This is a genomic window from Mucilaginibacter conchicola (assembly GCF_003432115.1).
GTDB classification, from domain to species: domain Bacteria; phylum Bacteroidota; class Bacteroidia; order Sphingobacteriales; family Sphingobacteriaceae; genus Mucilaginibacter; species Mucilaginibacter conchicola.
The window spans coordinates 340,965-365,272 of sequence record NZ_QWDC01000004.1; the positions used below are offsets into that span (position 1 = coordinate 340,965).

General features: G+C 43.9%; 25 protein-coding genes. 12 read left to right on the forward strand and 13 right to left on the reverse strand.

Features of this window, described 5'->3' with window-relative positions; translation table 11 throughout:
* The 5 genes from D0C36_RS22305 to D0C36_RS22325 all read right to left on the reverse strand — a co-directional run bounded on the left by D0C36_RS22305 (nt 1) and on the right by D0C36_RS22325 (nt 3,917).
* Nucleotides 1-750, reverse strand: a complete 750-nt coding sequence (locus tag D0C36_RS22305) for a YqjF family protein (RefSeq protein ID WP_117393927.1) — start codon at nt 748-750, stop codon at nt 1-3.
* 229 nt (nt 751-979) lie between these two features.
* The gene (locus D0C36_RS22310; protein WP_117393928.1) at nt 980-1,783 is read right to left on the reverse strand and encodes a M48 family metallopeptidase; all 804 of its coding nucleotides are present in this window, start codon (nt 1,781-1,783) and stop codon (nt 980-982) included.
* Between the two features lie 6 nt (nt 1,784-1,789).
* Nucleotides 1,790-2,437 (reverse strand): glycerol-3-phosphate 1-O-acyltransferase PlsY, encoded by a 648-nt coding sequence (plsY, locus tag D0C36_RS22315; protein WP_117393929.1) that lies wholly within the window; start codon nt 2,435-2,437, stop codon nt 1,790-1,792.
* A gap of 197 nt (nt 2,438-2,634) precedes the next feature.
* Nucleotides 2,635-3,477 carry a carboxylating nicotinate-nucleotide diphosphorylase gene (gene nadC, locus D0C36_RS22320; RefSeq protein WP_117393930.1) on the reverse strand — a complete coding sequence of 281 codons (843 nt, stop codon included), beginning with the start codon at nt 3,475-3,477 and terminating at the stop codon, nt 2,635-2,637.
* Nucleotides 3,478-3,524: 47 nt separating this feature from the next.
* Nucleotides 3,525-3,917 (reverse strand): DUF4783 domain-containing protein, encoded by a 393-nt coding sequence (locus tag D0C36_RS22325; protein ID WP_117393931.1) that lies wholly within the window; start codon nt 3,915-3,917, stop codon nt 3,525-3,527.
* A gap of 69 nt (nt 3,918-3,986) precedes the next feature.
* On the opposite strand from D0C36_RS22325, the gene gpmI reads away from it, so the two are divergent.
* Nucleotides 3,987-5,540 carry a 2,3-bisphosphoglycerate-independent phosphoglycerate mutase gene (gene gpmI, locus D0C36_RS22330; RefSeq protein WP_117393932.1) on the forward strand — a complete coding sequence of 518 codons (1,554 nt, stop codon included), beginning with the start codon at nt 3,987-3,989 and terminating at the stop codon, nt 5,538-5,540.
* On the forward strand, nt 5,527-6,081 hold the full coding sequence (locus D0C36_RS22335) for a hypothetical protein (protein WP_117393933.1): 555 nt from the start codon (nt 5,527-5,529) through the stop codon (nt 6,079-6,081). Before gpmI ends, D0C36_RS22335 begins: the two co-directional genes overlap by 14 nt.
* Here the strand turns inward: D0C36_RS22335 and D0C36_RS22340 are convergent.
* Nucleotides 6,078-6,701, reverse strand: a complete 624-nt coding sequence (locus D0C36_RS22340) for a tetratricopeptide repeat protein (protein ID WP_117393934.1) — start codon at nt 6,699-6,701, stop codon at nt 6,078-6,080. The two genes, D0C36_RS22335 and D0C36_RS22340, sit on opposite strands and share 4 nt — an antisense overlap.
* 235 nt (nt 6,702-6,936) lie before the next feature.
* Between D0C36_RS22340 and D0C36_RS22345 the strand changes: the two genes are divergently transcribed.
* The 5 genes from D0C36_RS22345 (at nt 6,937) to D0C36_RS22365 (ending at nt 13,195) form a co-directional block, all read left to right on the forward strand.
* Nucleotides 6,937-7,980, forward strand: a complete 1,044-nt coding sequence (locus D0C36_RS22345) for a sterol desaturase family protein (RefSeq protein ID WP_117393998.1) — start codon at nt 6,937-6,939, stop codon at nt 7,978-7,980.
* 268 nt (nt 7,981-8,248) lie between these two features.
* Entirely contained in the window at nt 8,249-10,726 is a 2,478-nt protein-coding gene (gene lon / locus D0C36_RS22350) for an endopeptidase La (protein WP_117393935.1), read from the forward strand.
* Between the two features lie 262 nt (nt 10,727-10,988).
* A complete protein-coding gene (locus D0C36_RS22355; protein ID WP_117393936.1) occupies nt 10,989-11,507 on the forward strand; it encodes a hypothetical protein in 519 nt (172 codons plus the stop codon).
* Nucleotides 11,508-11,586: 79 nt separating this feature from the next.
* Entirely contained in the window at nt 11,587-12,135 is a 549-nt protein-coding gene (locus D0C36_RS22360) for a tetratricopeptide repeat protein (protein ID WP_117393937.1), read from the forward strand.
* 85 nt (nt 12,136-12,220) lie between these two features.
* A complete protein-coding gene (locus D0C36_RS22365) occupies nt 12,221-13,195 on the forward strand; it encodes a lipid A deacylase LpxR family protein (protein ID WP_117393938.1) in 975 nt (324 codons plus the stop codon).
* Here D0C36_RS22365 and arfB read toward each other — a convergent pair.
* The gene (arfB, locus tag D0C36_RS22370; RefSeq protein ID WP_117393939.1) at nt 13,192-13,602 is read right to left on the reverse strand and encodes an alternative ribosome rescue aminoacyl-tRNA hydrolase ArfB; all 411 of its coding nucleotides are present in this window, start codon (nt 13,600-13,602) and stop codon (nt 13,192-13,194) included. The genes D0C36_RS22365 and arfB overlap by 4 nt on opposite strands.
* A gap of 113 nt (nt 13,603-13,715) precedes the next feature.
* On the opposite strand from arfB, the gene cmk reads away from it, so the two are divergent.
* Complete coding sequence (gene cmk / locus D0C36_RS22375; RefSeq protein WP_117393940.1) at nt 13,716-14,390, forward strand: (d)CMP kinase; 675 nt, start codon at nt 13,716-13,718, stop codon at nt 14,388-14,390.
* A 128-nt stretch (nt 14,391-14,518) separates the two neighbouring features.
* Here cmk and D0C36_RS22380 read toward each other — a convergent pair whose 3' ends face one another.
* The 3 genes from D0C36_RS22380 to D0C36_RS22390 form a co-directional block, all read right to left on the reverse strand.
* The gene (locus tag D0C36_RS22380; RefSeq protein WP_117393941.1) at nt 14,519-14,821 is read right to left on the reverse strand and encodes a GIY-YIG nuclease family protein; all 303 of its coding nucleotides are present in this window, start codon (nt 14,819-14,821) and stop codon (nt 14,519-14,521) included.
* 75 nt (nt 14,822-14,896) lie between these two features.
* Nucleotides 14,897-15,325, reverse strand: coding sequence for a deoxycytidylate deaminase (locus D0C36_RS22385; RefSeq protein WP_199502119.1), 429 nt, complete (start codon nt 15,323-15,325; stop codon nt 14,897-14,899).
* A gap of 115 nt (nt 15,326-15,440) precedes the next feature.
* Complete coding sequence (locus D0C36_RS22390; RefSeq protein ID WP_117393943.1) at nt 15,441-17,054, reverse strand: MFS transporter; 1,614 nt, start codon at nt 17,052-17,054, stop codon at nt 15,441-15,443.
* A 187-nt stretch (nt 17,055-17,241) separates the two neighbouring features.
* Between D0C36_RS22390 and D0C36_RS22395 the strand changes: the two genes are divergently transcribed.
* Nucleotides 17,242-17,895 (forward strand): LysE family translocator, encoded by a 654-nt coding sequence (locus tag D0C36_RS22395; RefSeq protein ID WP_117393944.1) that lies wholly within the window; start codon nt 17,242-17,244, stop codon nt 17,893-17,895.
* Between the two features lie 201 nt (nt 17,896-18,096).
* Here D0C36_RS22395 and D0C36_RS22400 read toward each other — a convergent pair whose 3' ends face one another.
* From D0C36_RS22400 to D0C36_RS22410, 3 genes are all read right to left on the reverse strand, one after another.
* The gene (locus tag D0C36_RS22400; RefSeq protein ID WP_117393945.1) at nt 18,097-19,374 is read right to left on the reverse strand and encodes an adenylosuccinate synthase; all 1,278 of its coding nucleotides are present in this window, start codon (nt 19,372-19,374) and stop codon (nt 18,097-18,099) included.
* 45 nt (nt 19,375-19,419) lie between these two features.
* On the reverse strand, nt 19,420-19,893 hold the full coding sequence (locus D0C36_RS22405) for a Fur family transcriptional regulator (RefSeq protein WP_117393946.1): 474 nt from the start codon (nt 19,891-19,893) through the stop codon (nt 19,420-19,422).
* 193 nt (nt 19,894-20,086) lie between these two features.
* A complete protein-coding gene (locus D0C36_RS22410; RefSeq protein ID WP_117393947.1) occupies nt 20,087-22,309 on the reverse strand; it encodes a RelA/SpoT family protein in 2,223 nt (740 codons plus the stop codon).
* A gap of 109 nt (nt 22,310-22,418) precedes the next feature.
* Here D0C36_RS22410 and D0C36_RS22415 point away from each other — a divergent pair, with 109 nt between their 5' ends.
* The 3 genes from D0C36_RS22415 to bshB1 are packed head-to-tail and all read left to right on the forward strand — an operon-like array spanning nt 22,419 to nt 24,286.
* Nucleotides 22,419-23,036: a DUF4294 domain-containing protein gene (locus D0C36_RS22415; protein WP_117393948.1), complete on the forward strand. Its 618-nt coding sequence runs from the start codon at nt 22,419-22,421 to the stop codon at nt 23,034-23,036.
* Nucleotides 23,037-23,540 carry a glutathione peroxidase gene (locus D0C36_RS22420; RefSeq protein ID WP_117393949.1) on the forward strand — a complete coding sequence of 168 codons (504 nt, stop codon included), beginning with the start codon at nt 23,037-23,039 and terminating at the stop codon, nt 23,538-23,540. It begins immediately after the preceding gene.
* A gap of 20 nt (nt 23,541-23,560) precedes the next feature.
* Nucleotides 23,561-24,286 carry a bacillithiol biosynthesis deacetylase BshB1 gene (bshB1, locus tag D0C36_RS22425; RefSeq protein WP_117393950.1) on the forward strand — a complete coding sequence of 242 codons (726 nt, stop codon included), beginning with the start codon at nt 23,561-23,563 and terminating at the stop codon, nt 24,284-24,286.
* Nucleotides 24,287-24,308 lie beyond the last annotated feature (22 nt).

Genomic DNA, 24,308 nt, shown 5'->3' on the forward strand with positions numbered 1-24,308 from the left:
CTACTCCGGCAATACCGGCGCAAACAATAACTTATCCGCTATCCTTACCGCAATTTCAGATCCATTGGCCCAAAATGCCGAGAACGGTTTCGCACTCAGATATGGCACAAAAGCTTCGCCGTACAATTCTTTTATATCTGCTTCAAATACGTAGTCTTTCACTTCGGCTATTTGCCATTGGATATGCTCTACTTCGTACTGCATGGTCTTGTGCACATTAAGGCGGTTATAACCCCAGTAATGCTCAAAAATAAACTCTTCGGCACTGCCGGGTTCAATGGGTTTTAAACTGTTGCGCACGGTTACGCCCAGTTTGTTCCAGTTGCCTTTTAGCTTCCACTCGTACAGAAAATTGGTATGGTCCGCGCCATCCTTAGTGATGGAATGGCGCATAGGCAGGGCGCGATAGTGTTCTTTGTAAAGATTATTGGCTATGAGAACGATCATGCTCTTCGGCACCAGTTCGCTGATGAACACTGCGCCGCGTTTCCATTGCTTGCCATCAAAATGGCGTACGTAAAAACGCAGGTTCACTTCCTCGAAATTTACATGCCCCGGCCATTTTACGCCCATCACGCGGGTTTCTTTAAACAGGAAACCAACCATGCTTACCAGGCATTTGCCTTCCCAAAGGTCTATCTCGGTGTAGGCAGGCAGATAGGGTTTCAATATCTCAGGATCAACCTCGTAATTAAGCATTACCAGGTTGCGCCATTGGGCAGTTAGGAAACGAGATTTAGATGCAGCCATTACTTGATTAACCTGTAGAATGACTTTAGTGTTTTAATAAGTTCATTAATTGACTCACCCCCAACCCCTCTCTACTTTGCAAAGAGGGGAGCTTTTCTTCTTCCCTTTTCTTACCTTCTTTCCGCTTGCGGAGAGAGGGTCGCGCACGCAGTGCCGCGGGGTGAGTTAAAACACAAAGGTCACGAAGCTTAACTCAGTGACCTTTGTAAATATTATGATTAGCTTACCCTTACGGCTTGTAATATTTCATCGCCTCTGGTATCAGATTTTGGATGTTGGCAATACGTGTGGCATCAGAGGGGTGGGTGCTTAAAAACTCGGGCTGGGCACCGCCTTTGCTTTGGGCTGCCATGCGCTGCCAAAAGGCTACTGCCTCATGCGGGTCATAACCTGCCATTGCCATAAAAGTAAGGCCAAGGCGGTCGGCTTCTGATTCTTGTGCGCGTGAGTATTTTAACAAGGCTAACTGTCCGCCTACGCCGTAAAGCGTGTTGATGGCTGTTTGTGTGGCTGATGATTGCCTGCCTGCTGCTACGCCCACGGCTGCGCCGCCGGCCTGCAGGGCCAGTTGCTGTGATAAGCGCTCTGCCGAGTGGCGTGCAATAGCGTGGCCTATCTCGTGGCCCATTACAACGGCTAAACCTGCATCGGTTTTGGTAACGGGTAGCAGACCGGTATAAACGGCAACTTTACCGCCGGGCATACACCATGCATTCACCTCATCGCTTTGTATCAAATTAAATTCCCAGGCAAACTGGTATTTATCGGCATAACCGTTTTGTTGCAGGTAACGCTCAATAGCGCTCGCCAAACGGCTTCCTATTACCTTAACCTTTTGTGATTCGGTACCGGTATTAATAACCTTGGTTTTAGGGTCTGATAATAATTGCTTGTAGCTGGCTGCTGCGGCAGGGTTAACTTCACTGTCGCTTACTAAGCTTAACTGTGAACGGCCCGTTAAAGGCACGGTTGAACAAGCGTAAAGACCTACAGCTAATGTAGCTGCAGCAAGTGTGAGTTTTAGATTTTTCATGGGGTATCAGGCTGTTTTTTTCTTGAACAAATTTACTTTCGACTCCTTACCCTTCAATAATCGCTCTATATTTTTTTGATGTGTTACTAATACCAGTATAAATATGCACATCCCATATATGATGACCGATTTTACATACACCGGGAAAATAAACGTTACACCGATGGGATATATAAAACCTGCCAGTATAGATGATAGGGATACATAACGGGTTATCAGCAGCGTTACAATAAATACCGATACGCAGAGTAAAGCAGCCGGCAAGTTAATAGCCAATATCATTCCAAAAAGAGTGGCAATGCCTTTACCGCCCCTAAAACCGGCAAATACCGGGAACAAATGGCCCATTACTGCTGCTACACCCAAAGCCAGCTGTAAATTAACAAAAGCGATAGAATGGAACGCGCCAGTAGTACTTACACCAACCATGTACGCAAGATTGGTAGCCGTCCATCCTTTAAGGATGTCTAACAGCATTACAGGGATACCTGCTTTTTTGCCCAGCACGCGGAAGGTATTGGTAGCACCGGCATTGCCGCTGCCGTATTCCCTTACATCAATGTTGTAAAAGGCCTGCCCGATCCAAACAGCAGTTGGAATAGAACCGAACAGATAAGCAAGAATAAGCGCCGAAATCGAGTAGATTGATAGCATCTGCCTGCAATATTATTAATTTGCCGTAATAACCGCAATATAGTTATTATAATGTTACGAGCCCCTCTAAATCTCCCCCCGAAAGGGGAGACTTTAAGCTGCCTCTTATTAAAGATTTTAACTGGCTCTCCTCCGCTATTTGGGATGGAGACTTTTAAAGCCCTCCCTTTCGGGGAGGGTTTGGGTGGGGCTCAGGCTTATACAGCTTTAAGACTAAGATCTAAACTTTTAACCGAGTGGGTTAACGCGCCCACAGATATATAATCTACACCGCAATCAGCATAATCGCGGATATTATCAATAGTGATACCGCCCGATGCCTCGGTAACGTATTGGCCTTTAATAACAGCCACAGCCTGGCGCAAATCATCAAAGTTGAAGTTATCCAGCATAATGCGGTTTACATTGCCGGTTTGCAATACCTGCTCCAGTTCATCAAGGTTGCGTACCTCGATCTCGATGGCCAGTTTGCGACCGGTTTTTTGCAGATAATTGTTGGCATTCTCAATGGCCTGGCGTATGCCGCCCGAGTAATCAACATGGTTATCTTTTATCAGGATCATATCATACAAGCCAATACGGTGGTTTACGCCACCACCTATGCGCACAGCCCATTTCTCCAGGTAGCGCAAGCCGGGCGTGGTTTTGCGGGTATCTAATACTTTGGCGTTGGTGCCCTCTAAAAGTTTTACAATATCGTGGGTGCGGGTAGCAATACCGCTCATACGCTGCATGCAGTTAAGTACCAGTCGCTCGGCTTTCAAAATGCTTTGGGCATCGCCCTCAACTTCCAATGCAACATCTTTTGGTTTTACCGCAGCACCATCTCTAAGAAAAATGTTCAGCTTAAGGTTAGGGTCAACCTCGCGAAAGATCTCTTCGGCAAGTTCAACGCCGGCCAATATGCCGGTATCTTTTACCAGTAACCTGGCTTTGCCCTGTGTGCCTGCATCAATGGTGGCAAGTGATGTATGGTCGCCATCGCCAACATCCTCGCTTAAGGCATTTTGTATGAATTGATGTATAATTTCCTTATCCAAATTTTTACTTTTTTAGCGTTTCAAAAGTAAAAACAATCAGCGATTAATTAGGTTTTTTCGCTTTCAATACGCATCTCTATGATTTCCATGGTTTTACCCACTTCCTTAAGCGTATAGGTTATCCTGAATTTACCTTTATCCGTAACTAATGATATCACGGCATAGTTATAATTAACATTTGAACTTATGCGGTGCAATATTTTTACAGCATGCGGTTTATGCTCTTTGAAAAATTTATCCAGCAACATTTCGGCCTGTGCCTTTGAGTAGGTGTTGGCCTCATCCATCAACGTGATATCCAAATTGGCCGAAAAATAAGCGGCTATTTCATGGGTGTTGCCCTTCTTAAACAATTCGGCAATTTTTTCAATAGGGCCTGCGTTCACTACCACGGGTAGTAAGAAAAGTAGGGTAAGTAATGGCAGGTTATGTAGTTTCATCTCTAAGTATACGACAGTTGAAGTACCAAAAAGTTGCACCGCCAATAAAAAAGGTGACGTTTAAGTTTAATGTTTAAACGTTGCTTTTATATTTGCATTGTGGAAGATAACAAAAAAGTAGTATTAATAATACTGGATGGCTGGGGTTACGGTCGTAACGATGCCTCAAATGCAATTGTAGCCGCTAAAACGCCGTTTTTTGACGCTGCGTTAACCAAATATCCAAACTCAAAATTAGAAGCATCGGGCTTAGCCGTTGGTTTGCCCGAGGGGCAGATGGGTAACTCTGAGGTTGGCCACATGAACCTGGGTGCAGGCCGTGTTGTTTACCAGGAGCTTGGCCGTATCAACAAAGCCGTGCTTGATAACGAGTTTGTGCAAAACGAAACCATCCTTGGCGCATTTAACTATGCTAAAGAGAATGATAAAGACCTTCACTTTATTGGTTTGGTAAGTGATGGCGGTGTGCATGCCCATATCAACCACTTAAAAGGTTTAACAGATGCCACCAAAGCTTTGGGTTTAGAGAAAGTATTTGTACATGCCTTTTTAGATGGCCGCGATACCGACCCAAACTCGGGTTTAAAGTTTATTACCGACCTTGAACATCACATTGCCGATTCGCCTGCGCGTTTGGCATCGGCCATTGGCCGATACTACGCTATGGACCGCGATAACCGCTGGGAACGTGTTAAACTGGCCTATGACCTTATGGTTAAAGGCGAAGGCGCACCAACTAATGATATTTTAGCATCGATTGAGAGATCGTACGCCGAAGGTGTTACCGACGAGTTTATTAAACCGATAGTAAAAGTTGGTGAAGATGGCCAGCCGATAGCGGTTATAAAAGACGGTGACGTGGTGATCTGCTTCAACTTCCGTACGGATAGGGGCCGCGAAATTTCGCAGGCACTTACCCAGAAAGAGTTCCCGGAGTACGATATGAAGCCACTTGATATCGACTATGTTACCATGACCTCTTATGATGAGACGTTTAAAAACGTAAAAGTGGTTTTCCGTAAGGATGATCTGAGCAAAACCCTTGGCGAAGTTTTAGAAAGCGCCGGCAAAAAGCAGATCCGCATTGCCGAGACGGAGAAATATCCGCACGTAACGTTCTTCTTCTCGGGTGGCCGCGAAAAAGAATTTGAAGGCGAAAAGCGTTTATTAGTGCCATCACCAAAAGTGGCTACTTATGACCTGCAGCCCGAAATGAGTGCCGAAGGTATCCGCGATGCCATCATCCCCGAGCTGGAGCAAAGCTGGCCTGATTTTGTGTGTTTAAATTTTGCCAATACTGATATGGTTGGCCACACCGGCGTATTTGAGGCTGTTGTTAAAGCTGCCGAAACTGCCGATGCCTGCACACAGGCTGTGGTTGAAGCGGGTTTAAAAACAGGTTATTCGTTCATCATCATTGCCGACCACGGTAATGCCGATTATATGATAAACGAAGATGGTTCGCCAAATACTGCACACACCACCAACCTGGTGCCATGTATTATAATTGATAACGATGTTAAGCAGGTAAAAGACGGTAAACTGGGCGATATTGCCCCAACCGTATTAAACATTTTAGGCGTGCCTATCCCTGCAGAAATGACCGGTAATGTATTGGTATAATACGATCAAAGAAACATTTGTAACTACAAGCGTGCTGCTGCTTTTAAGCGGCAGCTACGCCTGTAATAAGCCCGAAATAAAAGAAACCGGTGCCGAGCTGAAGTACTTTGATCTTAAAGGATATTTTAAGCAGCAAGCCGACCAATTGAAGCAGGCAAACCCCGAGGTGAATAAATCTGTTGCACACAACGGAACTACCGAGGCCAAAAAGGTGCACATTACCGCCTGGAGCCAGGAGTTGAACCTGTTTGCCGAGAGTGATATTAACAAACCTGCCTGGCGCAGCAGCTACGCAGTAAAAAGCAATGCAGACAGCATTATCTATACGGCGCTGTCGCCCGAATTAAAGACCCGCCAGGTCATCATCAGGAAAAATGGTGCTAATGTTACCGAGATAGCCATATTTAACAGCGCGCATAACTTTTTGTATAACACTACCGAAAGGCTTGTTTACATGCCCGGCAAGTATTATTCAATAGATAAAAACCAAAAGGTAAAAGTAATGGGGGCTAATGATTACCGCATTAAAGGCAATTTTTAATGATGGCCTACGGCTGTAGCCAGTTTTTCTTTAGATAACTCTATCAGTGATGCAATATCGGCCCGGTTAGGATTGTCGTTGATCACTTTTTCCAGGTCGGCAATTGAAGCTTTTAATGAGCTGATGCCCCTCGCTTTATCAAATGTATGTGTATTGGGCTGCAGCTTAAATTCGGCATATTCGCGATAGGCTATCCCTCGGGTTTGCAGGCATTTACCCCTTTCGGCAGGGTCAATGGCAATAGACTTGGTGAGGTCAAATATCGCCCCTAATAAATATTTCTCTCGCTCCTGCGGCGATAGGTAGGTATCTTTCCCCATATAACCTTTTGCACGGGCACGGTAGTAATATGCCGATGCATCGGTAGGGTTTATAAAAATTACCTTATCATAAGAGCTGATGGATTTGCGATAGTTTTGGCTGTGATAGTACGAGTAACCCAGCATCCAATACGCATTGGCGTTTGTAGAATCAATCATACATCCTTTCTCCAACTGTTTTACGGCGGCTTTAAAGTTGCCATCCAAAAACGCCTGCTGGCCCATTTTTACATAGGCATTTTGTGCCGATGACTCGAGCGAGGTAAAAAGGAATAAAGAGATGATAGCGGGTAGCCTCATTTAATTAATACGCGTATAAGCCAATAACTAACAATACAACATTTTATTATGTACGCTAATTGAATTTTAATCAATTATTTGCGCTACACTTCAAAATAAACCCTCATGCTAATTGCCAGGGCCATTTAGCAAGTATAGTATTTTTAAATTAATAACATTTGGTGTTGTTTTAAATGTTATTTCTTGGTTAATTACGTTAATAATAAAGCAAGCTGCTGCAACCAATTATAAGCTGATGGATTTTTTAAAAGCGATAGTAAACGATTTTAAAGGTTTCTGGAACCTTAGCGGACTGATAGATATCATCAGCTCGGGTAACTATGATAAATTTTTAACGTACGATGGCATGCTCTCCCTGCTTGGGCCTGTGGTGCCGTTCCTGCTACTGTTTGAGATTATCCGTGCTGCCTTTTATAAACGCTTTAAGGTGATCAATTACAAGATCTCTTTTTGGACGTACGTGCTGAATGCCTTTGTAGGTCGCGTTATATCGTTTGGCTTAGTGGGGCTTTGTATCAAATGGCTTTTGCCGCATGCGCTTTTTAAAACCAGCTTTACCTGGTACTGGTTTATTTACAGCTATATTATTTGGGAGTTTGCGCATTTCTGGTACCATTATCTGGCGCACAAAGTAAGGGTGCTGTGGTGCCTGCACTCTACCCATCACGCGCCCGAAGATATGAACCTCGCGGTAAGCTATGCCCACTTCTTTTTGGAAGCGCCTTATGCCGATTTTATCCGCACATCCATCGCTATTTTATTAGGTGTAAACCCTGCTGTGCTTTTTGTGATCATGTTTATTGATGGTTTCTGGGGAACGCTGATCCACGTAGGCGAAAATATTGTAAAAGACGGCCGCCTGGGTTTTCTTAACAAAATAATCCTTACCCCATCGCACCATCGTGTGCACCATGCACGTAATGTGGTTTATATGGATACCAATTTCTGTAACCTGCTAAACGTATGGGACAGGGTATTCCGCACCTATCACGAGGAAGATATCAAGATCCCGATTGAATACGGTATCAGCAGGCCCATGATCAAAAACAGTTTTCTGGATGCTTATTTCGGCGAGATCATTGCGCTGGCAAAAGATGTTTATCGCGCGCCGGGCATCAAAAATAAGATCATGTACATTTTTATGCCACCCGGCTGGAGCCATACCGGCGACCATAAAATGACCCACGTGGTGCGCAAAAAATACTTTGAAGACCTGGCCAAACATAAAACAGATGCCACGCAGGTTGCCCCGCAAAACAGCGAAATGGTAAGCAGCTGAGCAAGCATCGCCCCAAAACTTACTGACTTTTTTTCATCTTTTAAGGAAACTCTTTGGCGTGCCTTATATTTTAATTTGGCCTTAAATTGTTAATAACGAGTTTGTTGCAAACCATTTGGCGCAAGCCATCGTAAATAGAGCATACTGGCACAGCTCTTGAAACCTTATATTTGCAAGTTATATTTATACTTCAATTAGCATTACTTACTTGCACGTTGGTATTTAACTGCCATTATGACGCTAATTGAGCCTACACGAAAGGTGATTAATGAGTTACGACCCGTTTGATTTTAAGAATACAATGCCTTCTATTAATGAAGATTCCGAATTTTTCCCGCTGATGTCATCAGAGGATGAAGAGGAAATGAATAATGAGCAGGTACCTGATATAGTTTCTATCCTTCCGCTGCGCAATACGGTGCTTTTCCCGGGCGTGGTTATCCCTATCACCGTTGGCAGGGATAAATCTATCAAACTCATTCGCGATGCTAACAAAGGTAACCGTCTTATCGGCGTGGTTGCCCAGCAGGATGTGAATGTTGAAGACCCTGCGTTTGAGCAACTGCACAAAACAGGTACAGTAGCCCTCATCATAAAAATGCTGCAAATGCCCGATGGTAACACCACCGTTATCTTGCAAGGTAAAAAGCGTTTCAGGTTAGGAGAGGAGATACAAAGCGACCCTTACATAAAAGCTACCATTGAGCCTTTTAAAGAGGTAAAACCAAAAGAAGATAAAGAGTTTAAAGCCTTGTCGGCATCTATTAAAGACATGGCCATGAGCATTATCCAGTTGTCGCCCAACATCCCGAGCGAAGCTGGTATTGCCATCAGGAATATCGAGAGCACATCGTTTTTGATCAACTTTATTGCATCAAACATGAATGCCGATGTACCGGCCAAGCAGAAGCTGCTGGAAACCCTGAGCCTGCGCGACAGGATGAATGCTGTATTAGAGCATTTAACGCTTGATCTGCAGATGTTGGAACTGAAAAATCAGATCCAAACCAAAGTACGCGTTGACCTGGATAAGCAACAGCGCGATTATTTCCTTAATCAGCAATTGAAAACTATCCAGGAAGAGCTTGGCGGTTCAACCCCCGACCTTGAACTGGATAACCTGCGCCAGCGTGCCCTTAAAAAGAAATGGCCTGCCGAGGTAAAAACTCATTTCAGTAAAGAGCTGGAGAAACTGGGCCGAACCAACCCCGCCGCGGCAGATTATTCGGTACAGATAAACTATCTGGAGTTATTGCTCGATCTGCCATGGAACGAGTTCACCAAAGATAACTTTGATTTGAAGCGTGCGCAGAAAATACTGGATAAAGACCATTTTGGTTTGGATAAAGTAAAGCAGCGCATCATCGAATATCTGGCGGTGCTGAAGCTTAAACACAACATGAAAGCGCCTATCCTTTGTTTGGTTGGCCCTCCGGGTGTTGGTAAAACGTCACTGGGTAAATCAATTGCGAAGGCTTTAGGGCGTAAATATGTGCGTATGGCGCTTGGCGGCGTGCGCGATGAGGCCGAGATACGTGGCCACCGTAAAACATACATCGGCGCTATGCCGGGCCGAGTGATACAGTCGTTGAAGAAAGCCGGTGCTGCCAACCCTGTTTTTATTTTGGATGAGATTGATAAGGTAAGCAACGATTTCCGTGGCGACCCTTCATCAGCCCTCTTAGAGGTGCTGGATCCCGAACAGAACAGCACTTTTTATGATAACTACGTGGAGATGGATTTCGACCTGTCTAACGTAATGTTCATCGCTACAGCAAACTCGCTGAGCAGCATACAGCCTGCTTTGTTAGATCGTATGGAGATCATTGAGGTGAACGGTTATACTATTGAGGAGAAAACCGAGATAGCCAAACGCCACCTGGTACCCAAACAGCGCGAAGCACACGGTTTAACCAGCAAAGAGGTGAATATCAAAAACGATGTGCTGGAGAAGATCATTGAGGATTATACCCGCGAGTCGGGCGTGCGCTCATTGGAGAAAAAGATAGGCTCTGTAGTACGTGGTGTTGCCAAAAGCATTGCCATGGAAGAGACTTACAATACCCAGGTAAGCAAAAAAGATGTAGAGAAGATTCTGGGCGCTCCCATTTTCGACAAAGACCTTTACGAGAATAATGATACCGCAGGTGTGGTAACAGGCCTAGCCTGGACATCTGTTGGCGGCGATATATTGTTCATAGAAGCAAGTCTTAGTCCCGGTAACGGCAAACTGACGCTGACAGGTAGTTTAGGTGATGTGATGAAAGAATCTGTCACTATCGCCTTAGGTTACCTGCGTGCCCATGCTGCAGAGTTTGGTATCGAGTATAAATTATTTGAGCAATGGGATGTGCATGTACACGTGCCCGCGGGTGCAACACCTAAAGATGGCCCATCAGCAGGTATTACGATGTTGACGGCGCTGGTGTCGGCATTTACCCAACGCAAAGTAAAACCGCACCTGGCCATGACGGGCGAGATAACCCTGCGCGGCCGCGTGTTGCCTGTTGGCGGTATAAAAGAGAAAATCTTAGCCGCGAAACGTGCCAACATCAAAGAGATCATCCTTTGCAGATCGAATCAGAAAGATATCCTCGAAATAAAAGAAGACTACATTAGAGATATGCAGTTCCACTACGTAACTGATATGGGCGATGTGATCAAGCTTGCCCTGTTGAACGAGAAGGTGAAAAACCCGATAGATTTAACAGTGAGGGAGAAACAACCGAGCCCCCCAACCCCCTGAAGGGGGAGCTTTTGTAGAAATAAAAGAGCTACTTAAAAAGTAGCTCTTTTATTTTAATAAATAAGGCTTGTCATGCTGAGGAACGAAGCATCTTTTCGCATTCATAACAGCTGAAAGCTTCTTCTCTGCCAGTGTGAATGATTAATATATTAATTTCCCATCCGTTAAAATATGTTAACTATGTTAAATAAAGTTAATTGATGTTATAGATTTATTCTTTTGGGTTATAATTGTGTTGAAAATCAAAACTTGTTTCACAATTATGAGAATTATCAAAACCATCCCTCTGGTGTTATTTGCACTGTTCGTTTTATCGTTAACCAAAACCAATGCACAATCTATCCCCAAAAACACATTTAAACTTGATGTAGGTGCCGAGGCCCTGCGGCCGCTTAGTGCTGCAAATGATTTTTACGATATTGGAATTGGCGGTACTGCACGCTTAAATTATGGCCTTACTGATAAGTTGGCTGTTACTTTAACATCCGGTTATTATCATTTCAATTATAAGGGTTCCGGTAATTATAATTTGTACGATGTTAACATTATCCCGATAAAGGCCGGCTTAAAATATTTCCTTATCCCCAATGTATACGTAAACGGTGAAGCCGGGGTTGGCCTCGGAAGAACGCCCATAAATTATACAAAAACCATTATAAGTGGGGGCTTTGGCTGGGTATATAAAGGCCTGGATGTGGGCCTGAAGTATGAGAACAACTTTGGCCGTTATGATGGGTTCAAAAACATAGGCTTACGTGTAGGCTATGGCTTTAAATTATAAAATCAATATCAGGTAAAATAAAAAGAGCAGGGAACATCACCCTGCTTTTTTTTACATTAGTAATGAAATCCTCATCACAATGAATAATAAATGCGCACTGTTGTTATGCCTGTTAATGTTAAGTGTTATAACAGGTTATGCTCAGAGTAAAAGGCACAATGCTGATTATTATTTTCATTCGGCCGCCAAATATTTAGTCTCCCCGGGGGATGCAGTGACCGATAGCATAATTAAATCAAATATTGCTTTATATACAAAGGCTATTCAACTTGATCATAAATTTTATCAGGCTTACCGAAACAGATCAAGAGAATACTACCAATTGAAGCTATACGATAAGGCGATTGCAGATCTGATCTCGGCTATCAGATATGCGAAACCCAAAGAGAAATGGTATTTATACGAAATGCGGGCCGATATTTATTATGAGATAAACAATTTCAAAGCTGCGGTATATGATTTGGGCTTTGTAATATCGGTTGATGGAAATGTCGCCAGGGCATATTTAAAGAGGGCAAAAGCTTACTGGCAATTAAATTTAAAAGATAAGGCTTGCAATGATTACAGTAAGGCTTTTAAAATGGATCCGTCTGTGGCTGATAACAAAGAATTTCTCATTTGTTATTGAACTTTCTGTTCTTAAAATCCAATAAAAAGCCAATAATAAAACAAAGTGATATTCTTACATTAGCAACTGCTATTAATCGCTTTTAATGAAGAAATTTATTTTGCTTGCCGCTGTATGCCTGTTTGCTACAGCCGGTGTGTACGCGCAAAGTCGCTCTAAAGAAATTGGTTTCCAATCAGATAATGATTCCTTTTTGGCGCAGGGGTCTGACCGTTATTATACCAACGGCTTTTTCCTGTTTTATCGTAAGGGCCTCAATATAGATACATCCGGTACAAACAAGCCTATAAAGCTGGCTAATGCTGTGTTTGGTTTAGAGCTGGGCCAAAAGATCTTCAACGCACGCTCGGGCAGATTGCCTAATGCCAGCTATGTAGATAGGCCTATTGCCGGTTATACCTATGTAGGCGCCTCGCTAAACCTGTTGGCTAAGGATGAATCGAACATCAAATTTACCGGCAGGGTAGGTGTTGTAGGCCCTGCGGCAGGTGGTTACCCTATCCAAAAATTCATTCACAAAACATTCGGGTTTTACCAGCTCAATACCTGGCAGTACCAGATACAAAACGATGTGGAACTAAATTTAACTGCCGATGCAAATAAATTGCTGGCACGCGCATCATGGATAGATCTTACAGCATCCGGTTACGTTAACCTTGGTAACGGTTTTACAGGTGCAGGCGTTGGCCCAATGATACGCTTGGGCAATTTTAACCAGTTGTTCCAGTCGGTAAGTACGCAGAGTACGGCCAGCCGGTTTGATAACAGCCGCCTGCTGCACAAACAAGAAATATTTTTCTACTACAAGCCAATGGCTAATGTAGTAGCCTATGATGCTACTATACAAGGAAGTTTATTCAGGGATCATCCGGTTGCCGGTACCGAAGAGATCACTTTAGATAAAAAGCCGTTCATCTTCAGCAACCAGTTCGGCGTAAGTTACGCCAGCAACCGCATAGTGCTTGATCTGGGTGTAGTGGTACAAACCCGCGATACCAAACAAATGGTGAAATCAACCCACCAGTGGGGATCTGTTGGGTTGATGTACCGATTTAATTAATCATCAAACGCACGGCGGCGATCGGCTTTCTTAGCTGAGTGCTTCTTTTTATCATCCACACGGGCCGCTTTTGCGGCCCTGCTCATTTTGGTAGGTTTACGCACCTTTCGCTTTTGCATAGCTTGTGTAAGCAGAACTATCAGGCGCTCAACGGCTATCTCTTTGTTCAGAAACTGGCTGCGCTCTTCATCGCAAACCACCTGCACCAAACCATCCTTATTAAACCGCGATTGCAGTTTTTCGCCCAGGATGGTCTTCTCTTCATCGCTAAACAAAGCTGAATCATGGATAGAAAAAAGCAACTCAACCTTGGTTGATACCTTGTTAACATTTTGCCCGCCTTTGCCGCCACTGCGCGATGTTTTATATTGCACCTCTCGCTGCAGGTCTGCCTTGTTTAAGTTCATGATAGCAAAGGTAATTAATCAAACCGAGCTGCAAACTGCCAACCGGCTACTGCAAACTAATCAACAACTGCAAACTATAAACTGCAAACTGAAAACCGTATCTTCGCTGTACGATGAGCAAGAATATTGTAGTGGCCATTGATGGCTATTCGTCATGCGGGAAAAGTACTTTGGCTAAGGCATTGGCTAAAAAGCTGCACTATATATATGTTGATAGCGGCGCAATGTATCGCGCTGTAGCCCTTTATTTTTTGCGCAATAATGTGGATACTCAAAACCACGAGCAGATAGAAGAGGCCCTAAAAAATATTCATCTCAATTTCCACTCCCGCGATTACGAAACCCACATCACCCTTAACGAAGAGGAAGTATCTGAAGAGATCCGCCAGATGCCTGTATCAGAAAAAGTGAGCGAGGTATCGGCTTTGAAAGAAGTACGCCGCGAAATGGTGAAACAGCAGCAGCGTATGGGCAAGTCCAAAAACATTGTAATGGATGGCCGCGATATAGGCACTGCCGTGTTCCCTGATGCATCCCTCAAAATATTCATGACAGCAGACCCGGCCGTACGCGCCAAACGCCGCTACGACGAGATCCACGCCAAGAACCCCGACATCACCTTAGAAGAGATCTTCGAGAATATTGCCCACCGCGATTACCAGGATACCACCCGTGCCGAAAGCCCGCTGGTACGCGCCCAGGATGCCATTATACTGGATAATACCGATCTGACGCCTGAGCAGCAGCTACAGTTTGCACTGGATAGGGTGGAAAGTTTGAATCGTTGATTCGTCATTGAGTCATTTCGCTGCGCTGTCATTGGGTCATTGGATAAAGTGTTACCTAAATCATGTCATTTCGAACGAGCGTAGCGAGGAGAAATCTTCTACGCTAAGTGCTTACGGAGGAAAGGCAACTAACCATTCACTTCATCATTCAAAAACCTCCACTCAGGATTGTTAGAATTGATCAACGCGTATTTTTTTTCGCGTCGCCATTTCTTTATCTCTTTCTCGCGTTCAATAGCGTGTTCAATATTTGAGAAATGCTCGTAGTGAACTAAATAATGGCAGTAGTATTTTGCTGTGAAAGACTTGCCGTTTCCTTTGCCTTCGCGATGCTCGAATAATCTTCTGCTTAAATCATTGGTAACACCAATGTACAACACAGTGTTTTCGTAATTGGTGGTGATGTAAACATAGTAATTGTAATTCCACATAGTTACTTATCGCTTTCAGAAGATTTCTCCTCGTACCTCGTTCGAAATGACAATTAGATAATATCAGGCAAATATTTACTCCCCCTTAAACTGCACAGCCTTCACGCCAAACTTGTTTAAAAAATCAACGCCTTCATCGCTGGCGAGCCCTTTGTATTGGGCGTATGATTTATCAAAGAAAACATGTTTGATACCTGCAGAGAATATCAGCCTTGCGCATGGCAAACATGGCGACAGTGTGGTGTACAGCGTAGCACCTTCCAAATTAGCACCGTTTTTAACGGCGTAAAGGATAGCATTTTCTTCGGCATGCAGGGCAAGGGAGCAACTGCCTTTTGAGTCGCGGGCGCAGCCTGTATCGGGCCATTCCTCGTCGCAGTTGTGGGTGCCTGCAGGGGGGCCGTTATACCCGATAGAAATAATGCGGGTATCTTTAGCTAAAACGGCACCGACCTGTGCCTTAACGCAATGTGAGCGTTGGGCCAGGTCGGTTGCCAGATTCATAAAAATATGTTCGAAACTGGGTTTCATGTTGTTCATTGAGTCATTCGCTTCGCTGCCATTGGGTCATTAGATTTGAATAATGACTCAATGACCTAATGACTCAATGACAAAATTCTTAGTGTCCTCCGCCTGCTTCAAGGTTATCTACATCGATACCTTGTTTTTTAAGGATGGCGCCTGCTTTAAATGCAAAGAATGCAAGGTAAGCAAAACCGATAACCGGGATAATGTATGATTTGTGGATACCGATGCCATCAGCTAAAATACCTTGTACCGGTGGGATGATCGATCCACCCAGGATCATCATGATCAAAAATGCCGAACCCTGACTGGTGTATTTGCCTAAGCCGGTTACCGATAATGAGAAAATTGATGGCCACATGATTGAGCAGCATAAACCACCTGCAGTGAACGCGAAGATAGCAATCATGCCTGATGATACTAAACCTACAACCATGAAAATAGCACCTAAAATACCGAACAAAGCAAGCGTACGTACCGGTTTTTGGTTACCAATAAGGAAGCCAATTACCAGCAGTGCAACACATGCTGCATAAGGGTAAAGCATGCTAACATCAGTACCGCTAATGCTGTTTACCAATAATACTACGCCAAATGCTACAAACGGTACAACAACGGTTAAGATAAATTTAGTTGCTTTTGAAAGGTTAAAGGCTGCGATGGCGCCTGTCCAGCGGCCTATCATTAAGCTACCCCAATATAACGAGATGAAAGGAGCAACCTGGTCAGTAGTAAAGCTGCCAAAAACAGGCGTTTCTAATAACGCACCCATGTTACTTTGGATGGTTACTTCAACACCCACGTAAGTGAATATAGCCAGCATACCGTAAACTAACTGAGGGTATTGCATAGCACCCCAACCACCATCTTTACTTTTACCGGCTGCAGAAGCAGAACCGATAAGCGTGAACAAAATGATTGCCAGCGCAGCATAAACAAGATATGATTTTTCGATACCGGTTGCCTGCGCGATAGGTGTTGCCGCCAAAATAAGCAGGAAAGCGATAAATATGATACCTAATGGTTTATTGGCTTTATTACTTGGCTCTATCTTTTCGTCGCTGGTTACGCTTGGTAATTTAGAGATCCAGAAGAACGCTGCCACGGCGAGGAACAAACCCGCCAGTATCATATATAAGGTATTTACCGATGATATTTTTACTTCAGATGCAGGGATCTTTGCTGATGCCGAGCCGAACAAAACGAAGCCAACGATTACCGGGCCCCAAATACTGCCAAAGTTGTTTACACCACCTGCAAAGTTTAAGCGGTGGGTACCAGTCTCGGGGCTACCCAAAGCTACCACAAACGGGTTTGCAGCAGTTTGCTGTAAAGAGAAACCTAAAGCGATGACAAAGAAGGTAAATAATATAAATGCAAACGAACCTGAGTTAATGGCCGGGATCATGATCAAAGCACCTACTGCTGAAATTAACAGACCGTAGATGATACCATTTTTGTAACCTATCTTGTTAAGGATGTCAACTTTTGATGCTGCTGAAGCAAAATACAGTATCAGCGAGCCGATGAAGTAGCCACCGTAGAATGTAAAGTCGATCAATTGCGACTCAAATTGGGTTAAGCTAAAATGTGCTTTACAAAATGGGATGAAAATACCGTTAGAGGCCGCTAAAAAGCCCCAAAAGAAAAACACAGTAATAATGGTGTATAATGCCGAACCATTACTCTTAGAGTTGTCTTGTGCCATTGTATAATATCAGGTTGTTTTAAACTGGTTAAAATAAAGTTCTAAACATAATTATTTTTTGGGTTTGGTTTCTTAAAATTTTCAAAATATAAATCCCAATGGCACTTTTGTTGTTAAACAGATTAAAAGTTGCATATTAGTGTCCTGATTTTATCAGTCAGGCAAATTAGGGACATAAGCCTAAATAATGATAGACGCTATTATTTCGGGGATTGGTTTTGGATTAGTGCTTACGTTTCTTACAGGCCCCGTATTTTTCGCTTTAATAAAAACCAGTATCGATAAGGGCTTCCATGCGGGCGTTGCTTTGGCGCTGGGTGTGGTGTGCAGTGATATGGTTTTTGTGGGCGCCATCCTCTTCGGTTCGCAATACTTTGATTTTACAGCACACGATAAAACCCTGGCTGGCATCATCGGCAGTGTTATCCTGTTCTCAATAGGTATTTACTACATCTTCAAAAAATCTGACGTTAACTATAAAAGCGCTGTGCCTGCCAAGGTGAACAAGGCCGGTTATTTTTTTAAAGGATTTTTGATGTGCATATTTAACCCTACTATCCTTTTCCATTGGACGGTGGTTATCGGCGTTGCCAGCACGGCTTACCACGAAGGCGTACCCAATCGCTCGCTGAAAATTGCAGTAATGTTCCTTACTGTACTTATCGTACAATTTGGGTTGGATACAGTGAAAGCATTTTACGCCAACAAACTCCGCGAAAAGATCTCTCCCAAGGTTGTACACCGTTTAAATGAGGTAGCCGGTGTAGCTTTGATCATTGCTGCATTGGTTTTGCTGGATAGGTTGGTTACTCATTTCTTCTTTTCGGCACATCCGGCTTAGGGGAGAGAGTCAGGACTGTTAGAGTCAGGAATCAAGATACCCACTATGTCATTGCGAGGAGCGACAGCGACGCGGCAATCTCATAGGCAACCGCGCGTTTTTGTCCTGTGAGATTGCCACGCTATCGCTCGCAATGACATATATTATACAACAAAAAAGCCCCGCATTAGCGGGGCTTTTAATATGAAATGGCAATCTTGCTTAGTGCAACACCAAAGTCTGTTTCCTGTCTGGCCCTACTGATAGGTATTTAACCGGAACCTCAAGTTCTTTTTCAAGGTAGTCAATATAGTCTTGCAGTTTGGCAGGGATCTCGCTTAACTCGGTGATACCTGTCAAGTCTTCGTTCCAGCCGTCAATTTCTTTCCATACCGGCTCAGCTTCAACCGAGCAGATATCGTAAGGCATATAGTCGATAGTTTCACCTAAGTAGTTGTAGTGCGTACAAGCGTAGATCTTGTCGAAACCGCTTAACACGTCAGCTTTGGTCATTACCAGTTGGGTAACACCATTAAGCATAATAGCATATTTAAGTGCCGGAAGATCTATCCAGCCGGTACGGCGTGGCCTGCCTGTTGTTGCGCCAAACTCGTGACCAATTTTGCGTAGCTCTTCGCCGGTCTCGTCATGTAACTCAGTAGGGAAGGGGCCGCCGCCAACACGGGTACAGTAGGCTTTAAAAATACCTATCACCTCGCCAATTTTATTGGGGGCTATGCCTAAACCGGTACAAGCACCGGCGGTAGTAGTATTTGATGAAGTAACAAAAGGGTATGAACCGAAGTCGATATCCAGCATGGTGCCTTGTGCGCCTTCTGCCAGTACTTTTTTACCTTCTTTAAGGTAGTTGTTCACCAATTGCTCAGAATCAACCAACTCAAATTTCTTGATTAGTTCAATAGCTTCAAAGAAAGCTGCCTCGCGCTCGCTGAAATCAGCCACCTCGCCATAAAGCGATTGCAGCATTGAGGTATGTTTATCAACCAGTTTCTGGTATTTTTCTTTAAAGTTTGGCAGGGTGATATCGCCAATGCGTAAACCATTACGGCCGGTTTTATCCATGTAAGTTGGGCCGATACCTTTTAAGGTAGAACCAATTTTGCCATCGCCCATCTTCTTTTCAGAAGCAGCATCAAGCAATTGGTGGGTTGGTAAGATCAGGTGTGCTTTTTTACCGATAACCAGGTTGCCTTTAGCTAACAGGTCGTGGCCGGCATCTTTTAGTTTATCTAATTCTTTTTTAAGGGTGATAGGGTCTATCACTACGCCATTACCAATAAGGTTAAGGGTGTTATCGAAAAATATGCCCGAAGGAATGGTGTTAAGTACAAACTTTTTGCCTTCAAACTCAAGCGTGTGGCCTGCGTTTGGTCCGCCCTGGAAACGGGCAATAAGGTCATAGCCTTTGCTTAATACGTCAACAATTTTTCCTTTACCTTCGTCGCCCCACTGGAGGCCCAATAATACGTCAACAGCCATTAATTAAATATTAGAAATAAGCTTAAAAAAGAATTGAAAATCGGTTTATGATACCTTACGGTCGCAAGTACCACCATCGCGTAGCTTGGTGCAGTTGCCGTAAAGGTTTAATGAGTGGTGTTTGATATCAAATTTAAGGATATCGCCCATCATGCTTTGTATCTGCTGAATGCGCGGGTCGCAAAACTCAACCACCTTACCGCAATCGATACAAATAATGTGGTCATGCTGCTTGTAACCGTATGATTTCTCAAACTGCGCCATATTTTTACCAAACTGGTGTTTGGTAACCAGATCACACGATACTAAAAGTTCGAGGGTGTTGTAAACAGTAGCACGGCTAACGCGGTACTTCTTGTTCTTCATGTGGATGTAAAGCGATTCCACATCAAAATGATCGTTTCTTGAATAGATCTCTTCGAGTATGGCAAAACGCTCAGGGGTTTTCCTGAGGCTTTTATTTTCGAGGTAAGCCTCAAAAATCTTCTTCACCATAGCAATGGTTTCCTGTACAGGCATAATGTTAAATTAACAATGCAAAGGTATTAATTATTTTAGAATGTTGTGATTAAGAATCAAGATACAAGAGTCAAGAATCAAGAAAAGAAAATCAACACATTAGAGCCAATAGACAAGAATTAAGAACAAAGAGATTATTTTGATCTCAATAAAGGGTCTTGACTCTTTATTCTTATCTCTTGGCTCTACTACACTAAGATGCTTTCTCCACTGCCGAATCAAACCTTACCACCTGGGTAATGCCCTTAACCTGGTTCAGTTTTTTGATGAGGTTTTCCAGATGGTCGGTATCATTCACGTACACCATTATCGATCCTTCAAAAATACCGTTATCGCTATCAACCGTAATAGATCGGATATTCACCTTAAAATCCTGAGAGATAACTGTGGTGAGTTTATTGATCAAACCAACATCATCAATACCGGTAATACGCAAACCTGTTAAAAAGGCCAGTTCCTGTTGGTTGGTCCAGCGGGCTTTTACAATGCGGTAGCCATAATTGGCCATTAGCTTGGCGGCGTTAGGGCAATTGGTACGGTGGATCTTGATACCATCGCCAACGGTAATAAAGCCAAAAACGTCATCGCCGGGGATAGGGTTACAGCAGGCAGCCAGCTTGTAGTCTATCTTCTGCATGTCCTCGCCAATGAGCAGTATATCGCTATCCTTGGTCTTGATGCTTTTTACCAGGCTCTGCAATTGGTCAACCTCTATCTTATCCTGTGGCTTGTTCTCAATTACTTTTTCTGATGCCTGATACTCGCGCAGGTCTTTAATATCAATAAGGCCTTTAGCTACGTTGTAAAACAGATCTTGTGTTGATGGCAGCTTAAAGTAATAGCTAAGTTTCTGCAGGTTCTCTGAATTGTAAGTCAATTTTATCGACTTCATCTTACGCTCCAGTATCTCCTTGCCATCCTCGGCTATCTTACGTTTCTCCTCTTTAAGGGCCGATTTGATTTTGGCTTTAGCCTTTGCGGTAACCACAAAGTTCAGCCAGTCTTCCTTAGGGGTTTGCTTGCCCGAGGTGATGATCTCTACCTGGTCGCCGTTTTGCAGTTTATGGCTAAGCGGTACCAGCTTGTGGTTCACCTTGGCACCAATACAGCTTGCGCCCACATCGGTGTGGATCTCAAAGGCAAAATCAAGCGCGGTAGCATTCAATGGCAACTGGATCAGCGCTCCTTTAGGCGTAAAGATGAAGATCTCATCGCTGAACAGGTTCATCTTGAAATCATCCAGGAAATCAAGCGCGTTCGAGTCCGGGTTTTTCAGCATATCACGCACCTTTTGTACCCATTGGTCAAGGCCGCTATCTGTTGATGATTCTTTGTATTTCCAATGTGCCGCAAAACCTTTCTCGGCAATCTCGTTCATGCGTTTGGTGCGGATCTGTACCTCAACCCATTGGCCGCGCGGGCCCATTACCGTGGTGTGTAACGATTCATAACCGTTTGCCTTTGGCGATGAGATCCAGTCGCGTAAACGGTCGGGGTTAGGGCGGTACAGGTCGGTTACTATGGAGTAGGCCTTCCAGCACTCAGCTTTCTCGTTCTCCGGTGTACTATCAAGGATGATACGGATGGCAAAAAGGTCATACACTTCCTCAAAAGGGATGGCCTTTTTCTTCATCTTATTCCAGATGGAATGGATGGATTTAGGCCTGCCGAATACCTCGCCATGCAGGTCTTGTCCTTCTAAAACTTTCTGAACCGGCTTTATAAAGTCAGAGATAAAACGCTCGCGTTCGGCTTTTTTCTCGTTCAGTTTATTTTTGATGAACTGGTAGGTTTCGCGCTCCATGTATTTCATAGAAAGGTCTTCCAGTTCAGATTTTATGGCGTATAAACCCAGGCGGTGGGCCAGCGGCGCATACAGGTACACCGTTTCTGACGATAGCTTCAACTGCTTATCGCGCGGCATAAACTCCATGGTGCGCATGTTGTGCAGGCGGTCGGCCAGTTTTATCAGTATCACCCTCACATCATCGGCAAGGGTAAGCAGCATCTTACGGAAATTCTCTGCCTGTAACGAGCTATTGGTATCAAAAACGCCCGATATTTTGGTTAAGCCATCAATAATTTTGGCTACTTTTTTGCCAAACTCCAGCTCAATATCTTCTAAAGTAACATCGGTATCTTCAACTACATCATGCAACAGGGCACACACAATAGAGGTGGTACCCAGGCCTATCTCTTCGGCTGCTATCTGGGCAACCGCAATAGGGTGGTAAATGTATGGCTCGCCACTTTTGCGGCGCATATCCTTATGGCTCTCTAAAGCCATCTCAAACGCCTTACGTATCAGTCTTTTGTCGCCTTTTTGCAAAGTAGATTTGCTGGCGCGCAGCAAGGCACGGTAGCGTTTTAAAATCTCCTTTTTTTCGGCTTCAAGGTCAATCACTAAATCTTTCATCTATTGGCGTATAGGGCTTAAAAATCATCACCATGCAACAATAATTTTTATTGCCGGTTAATATAAAATAACAAAATAAAATGCGTTAATTTTGTATGTTAGTAAAAATATGAAATTAATATTACCACTGCTATTGTTTTGTTTGGCGCTGGGTAGTGCAAAGGCGCAGGATGATAAACCTGCCCCGCCTGTACATTTAGGCAAAAATGATACCATCAAGGTATACATGACGAAACTTGACGGTGAACTGGTGCCATGGATAGTGGCCCCGCCGGTTAATATTGTTGAAACTCGTATTTTTGCCAGTGAGGCCGACAGATTGGCATACCGCCGCTTGCGATATAACGTTATGAAGGTGCTGCCTTATGCACGTTTTGCTGCCCAACGCTATATTCAGTTACAACGCGAACTTGCACTTACCGGCGATAAAAAGAAGCAGAAAGAGCTGATGAAGGCCTGCGAAAAAGACGTAAAAAACTTATTTAATAAAGATATTAAAAACCTTACCATAAGCCAGGGCGAAGTGCTTATTAAACTTGTGAGCCGCGAAACAGGTACCACCAGTTTTGCTTTGGCTAAAGAACTAAAAGGTGGCTTTAATGCCTTTTTGTTCCAATCCGTTGCCCGTATATTTGGGCACAATCTTAAAGAAACCTATGATGCCTCTGAGGAGCGCGATATTGAAGCTATCCTTGCAAGTGTAGGATACGTTTCTAACTACAATTAAATGGACAGTAAAAGCATCTACCAGTTCACCGTTGAGAAAATTGATGGTGATGTTGTTAATTTATCCCAATACAAGAACAAAGTACTTCTGATAGTAAATACGGCATCGCAATGCGGTTTTACCCCCCAACTACAGGATATTGTCGATCTGAAGAAAGAATTTGCCGGCCAGGATTTCGAAGTACTTGCATTCCCATCAAACGATTTTGGGCAGCAGGAGCCTCTTGAGGGAGCGGCTATCGAAGCGTTTTGCCATAACTACGGTAACAACTTCCCGCTGTTTGAGAAGATAAGGGTACGTGGCCCGCATGCGCACCCGCTATACCAGTTTCTGGCCGATAAGAAAGCCAATGGTAAAGTAAACGCCAAACCCCGCTGGAATTTTCATAAATACCTTATAAACAAGCAGGGCGAGGTGGTAGATTTCTATTTCCCGTTCACCAAGCCTACGTCATCAAAAATTAAAAAGAGCATTAAGCGCCTGCTGGCTGCTGATGCCAGGTAATACATCATCTTTTCTGCCAAATGAAATTAGATATTTTAGTTTTACCCGTACACCCCGATGATGCCGAACTGGGTTGTGCCGGTACCATCCTTAAGCATATAAAAATGGGCTATAAAGTCGGCATAGCCGACCTTACCCGTGGCGAACTGGGTACACGTGGCTCTGCCGAGATACGCGATAAAGAAGCAGCAAAAGCTGCCGAAATATTAGGCCTTACCGTTCGCGAGAATCTTTCGCTGCCCGATGGTTTTTTCCAGAATACAAAAGAATATCAGCTGGAAGTGATCGCCATAATACGTAAATACCAGCCGGATATCATCATTACCAATGCCTACCACGATCGCCACCCTGATCATGGCCGTGCAAACGAACTGGTTGAAGCATCAAGCTTTTTGGCCGGACTGCGCCGTATTGAGACCTTTGACGATAACGGCCAGCCCCAGGAAGCCTGGCGACCAAACCAAGTGCTCCATTTTATTCAGGATAGGTACATTAAACCCGATATTATTGTTGATGTTACCGAGTTTTGGGATAAGAAGATAGAAAGCGTTTATGCCTACAGCTCACAATTCCATAGCATGGAGTATAATGAGGATGAGCCGCAAACCTACATTTCATCCCCTGAATTTATTGACCAGATAAACGGCCGTGGCCGCGAGTTTGGCAAAAGTATCAATGCCAAATTCGGCGAAGGCTTTACCTCAAGGAAGATATTGGGCGTGGATGATCTGTTTGATCTGTTGTAGGTAGAGGTTGGAGATTGGTTTT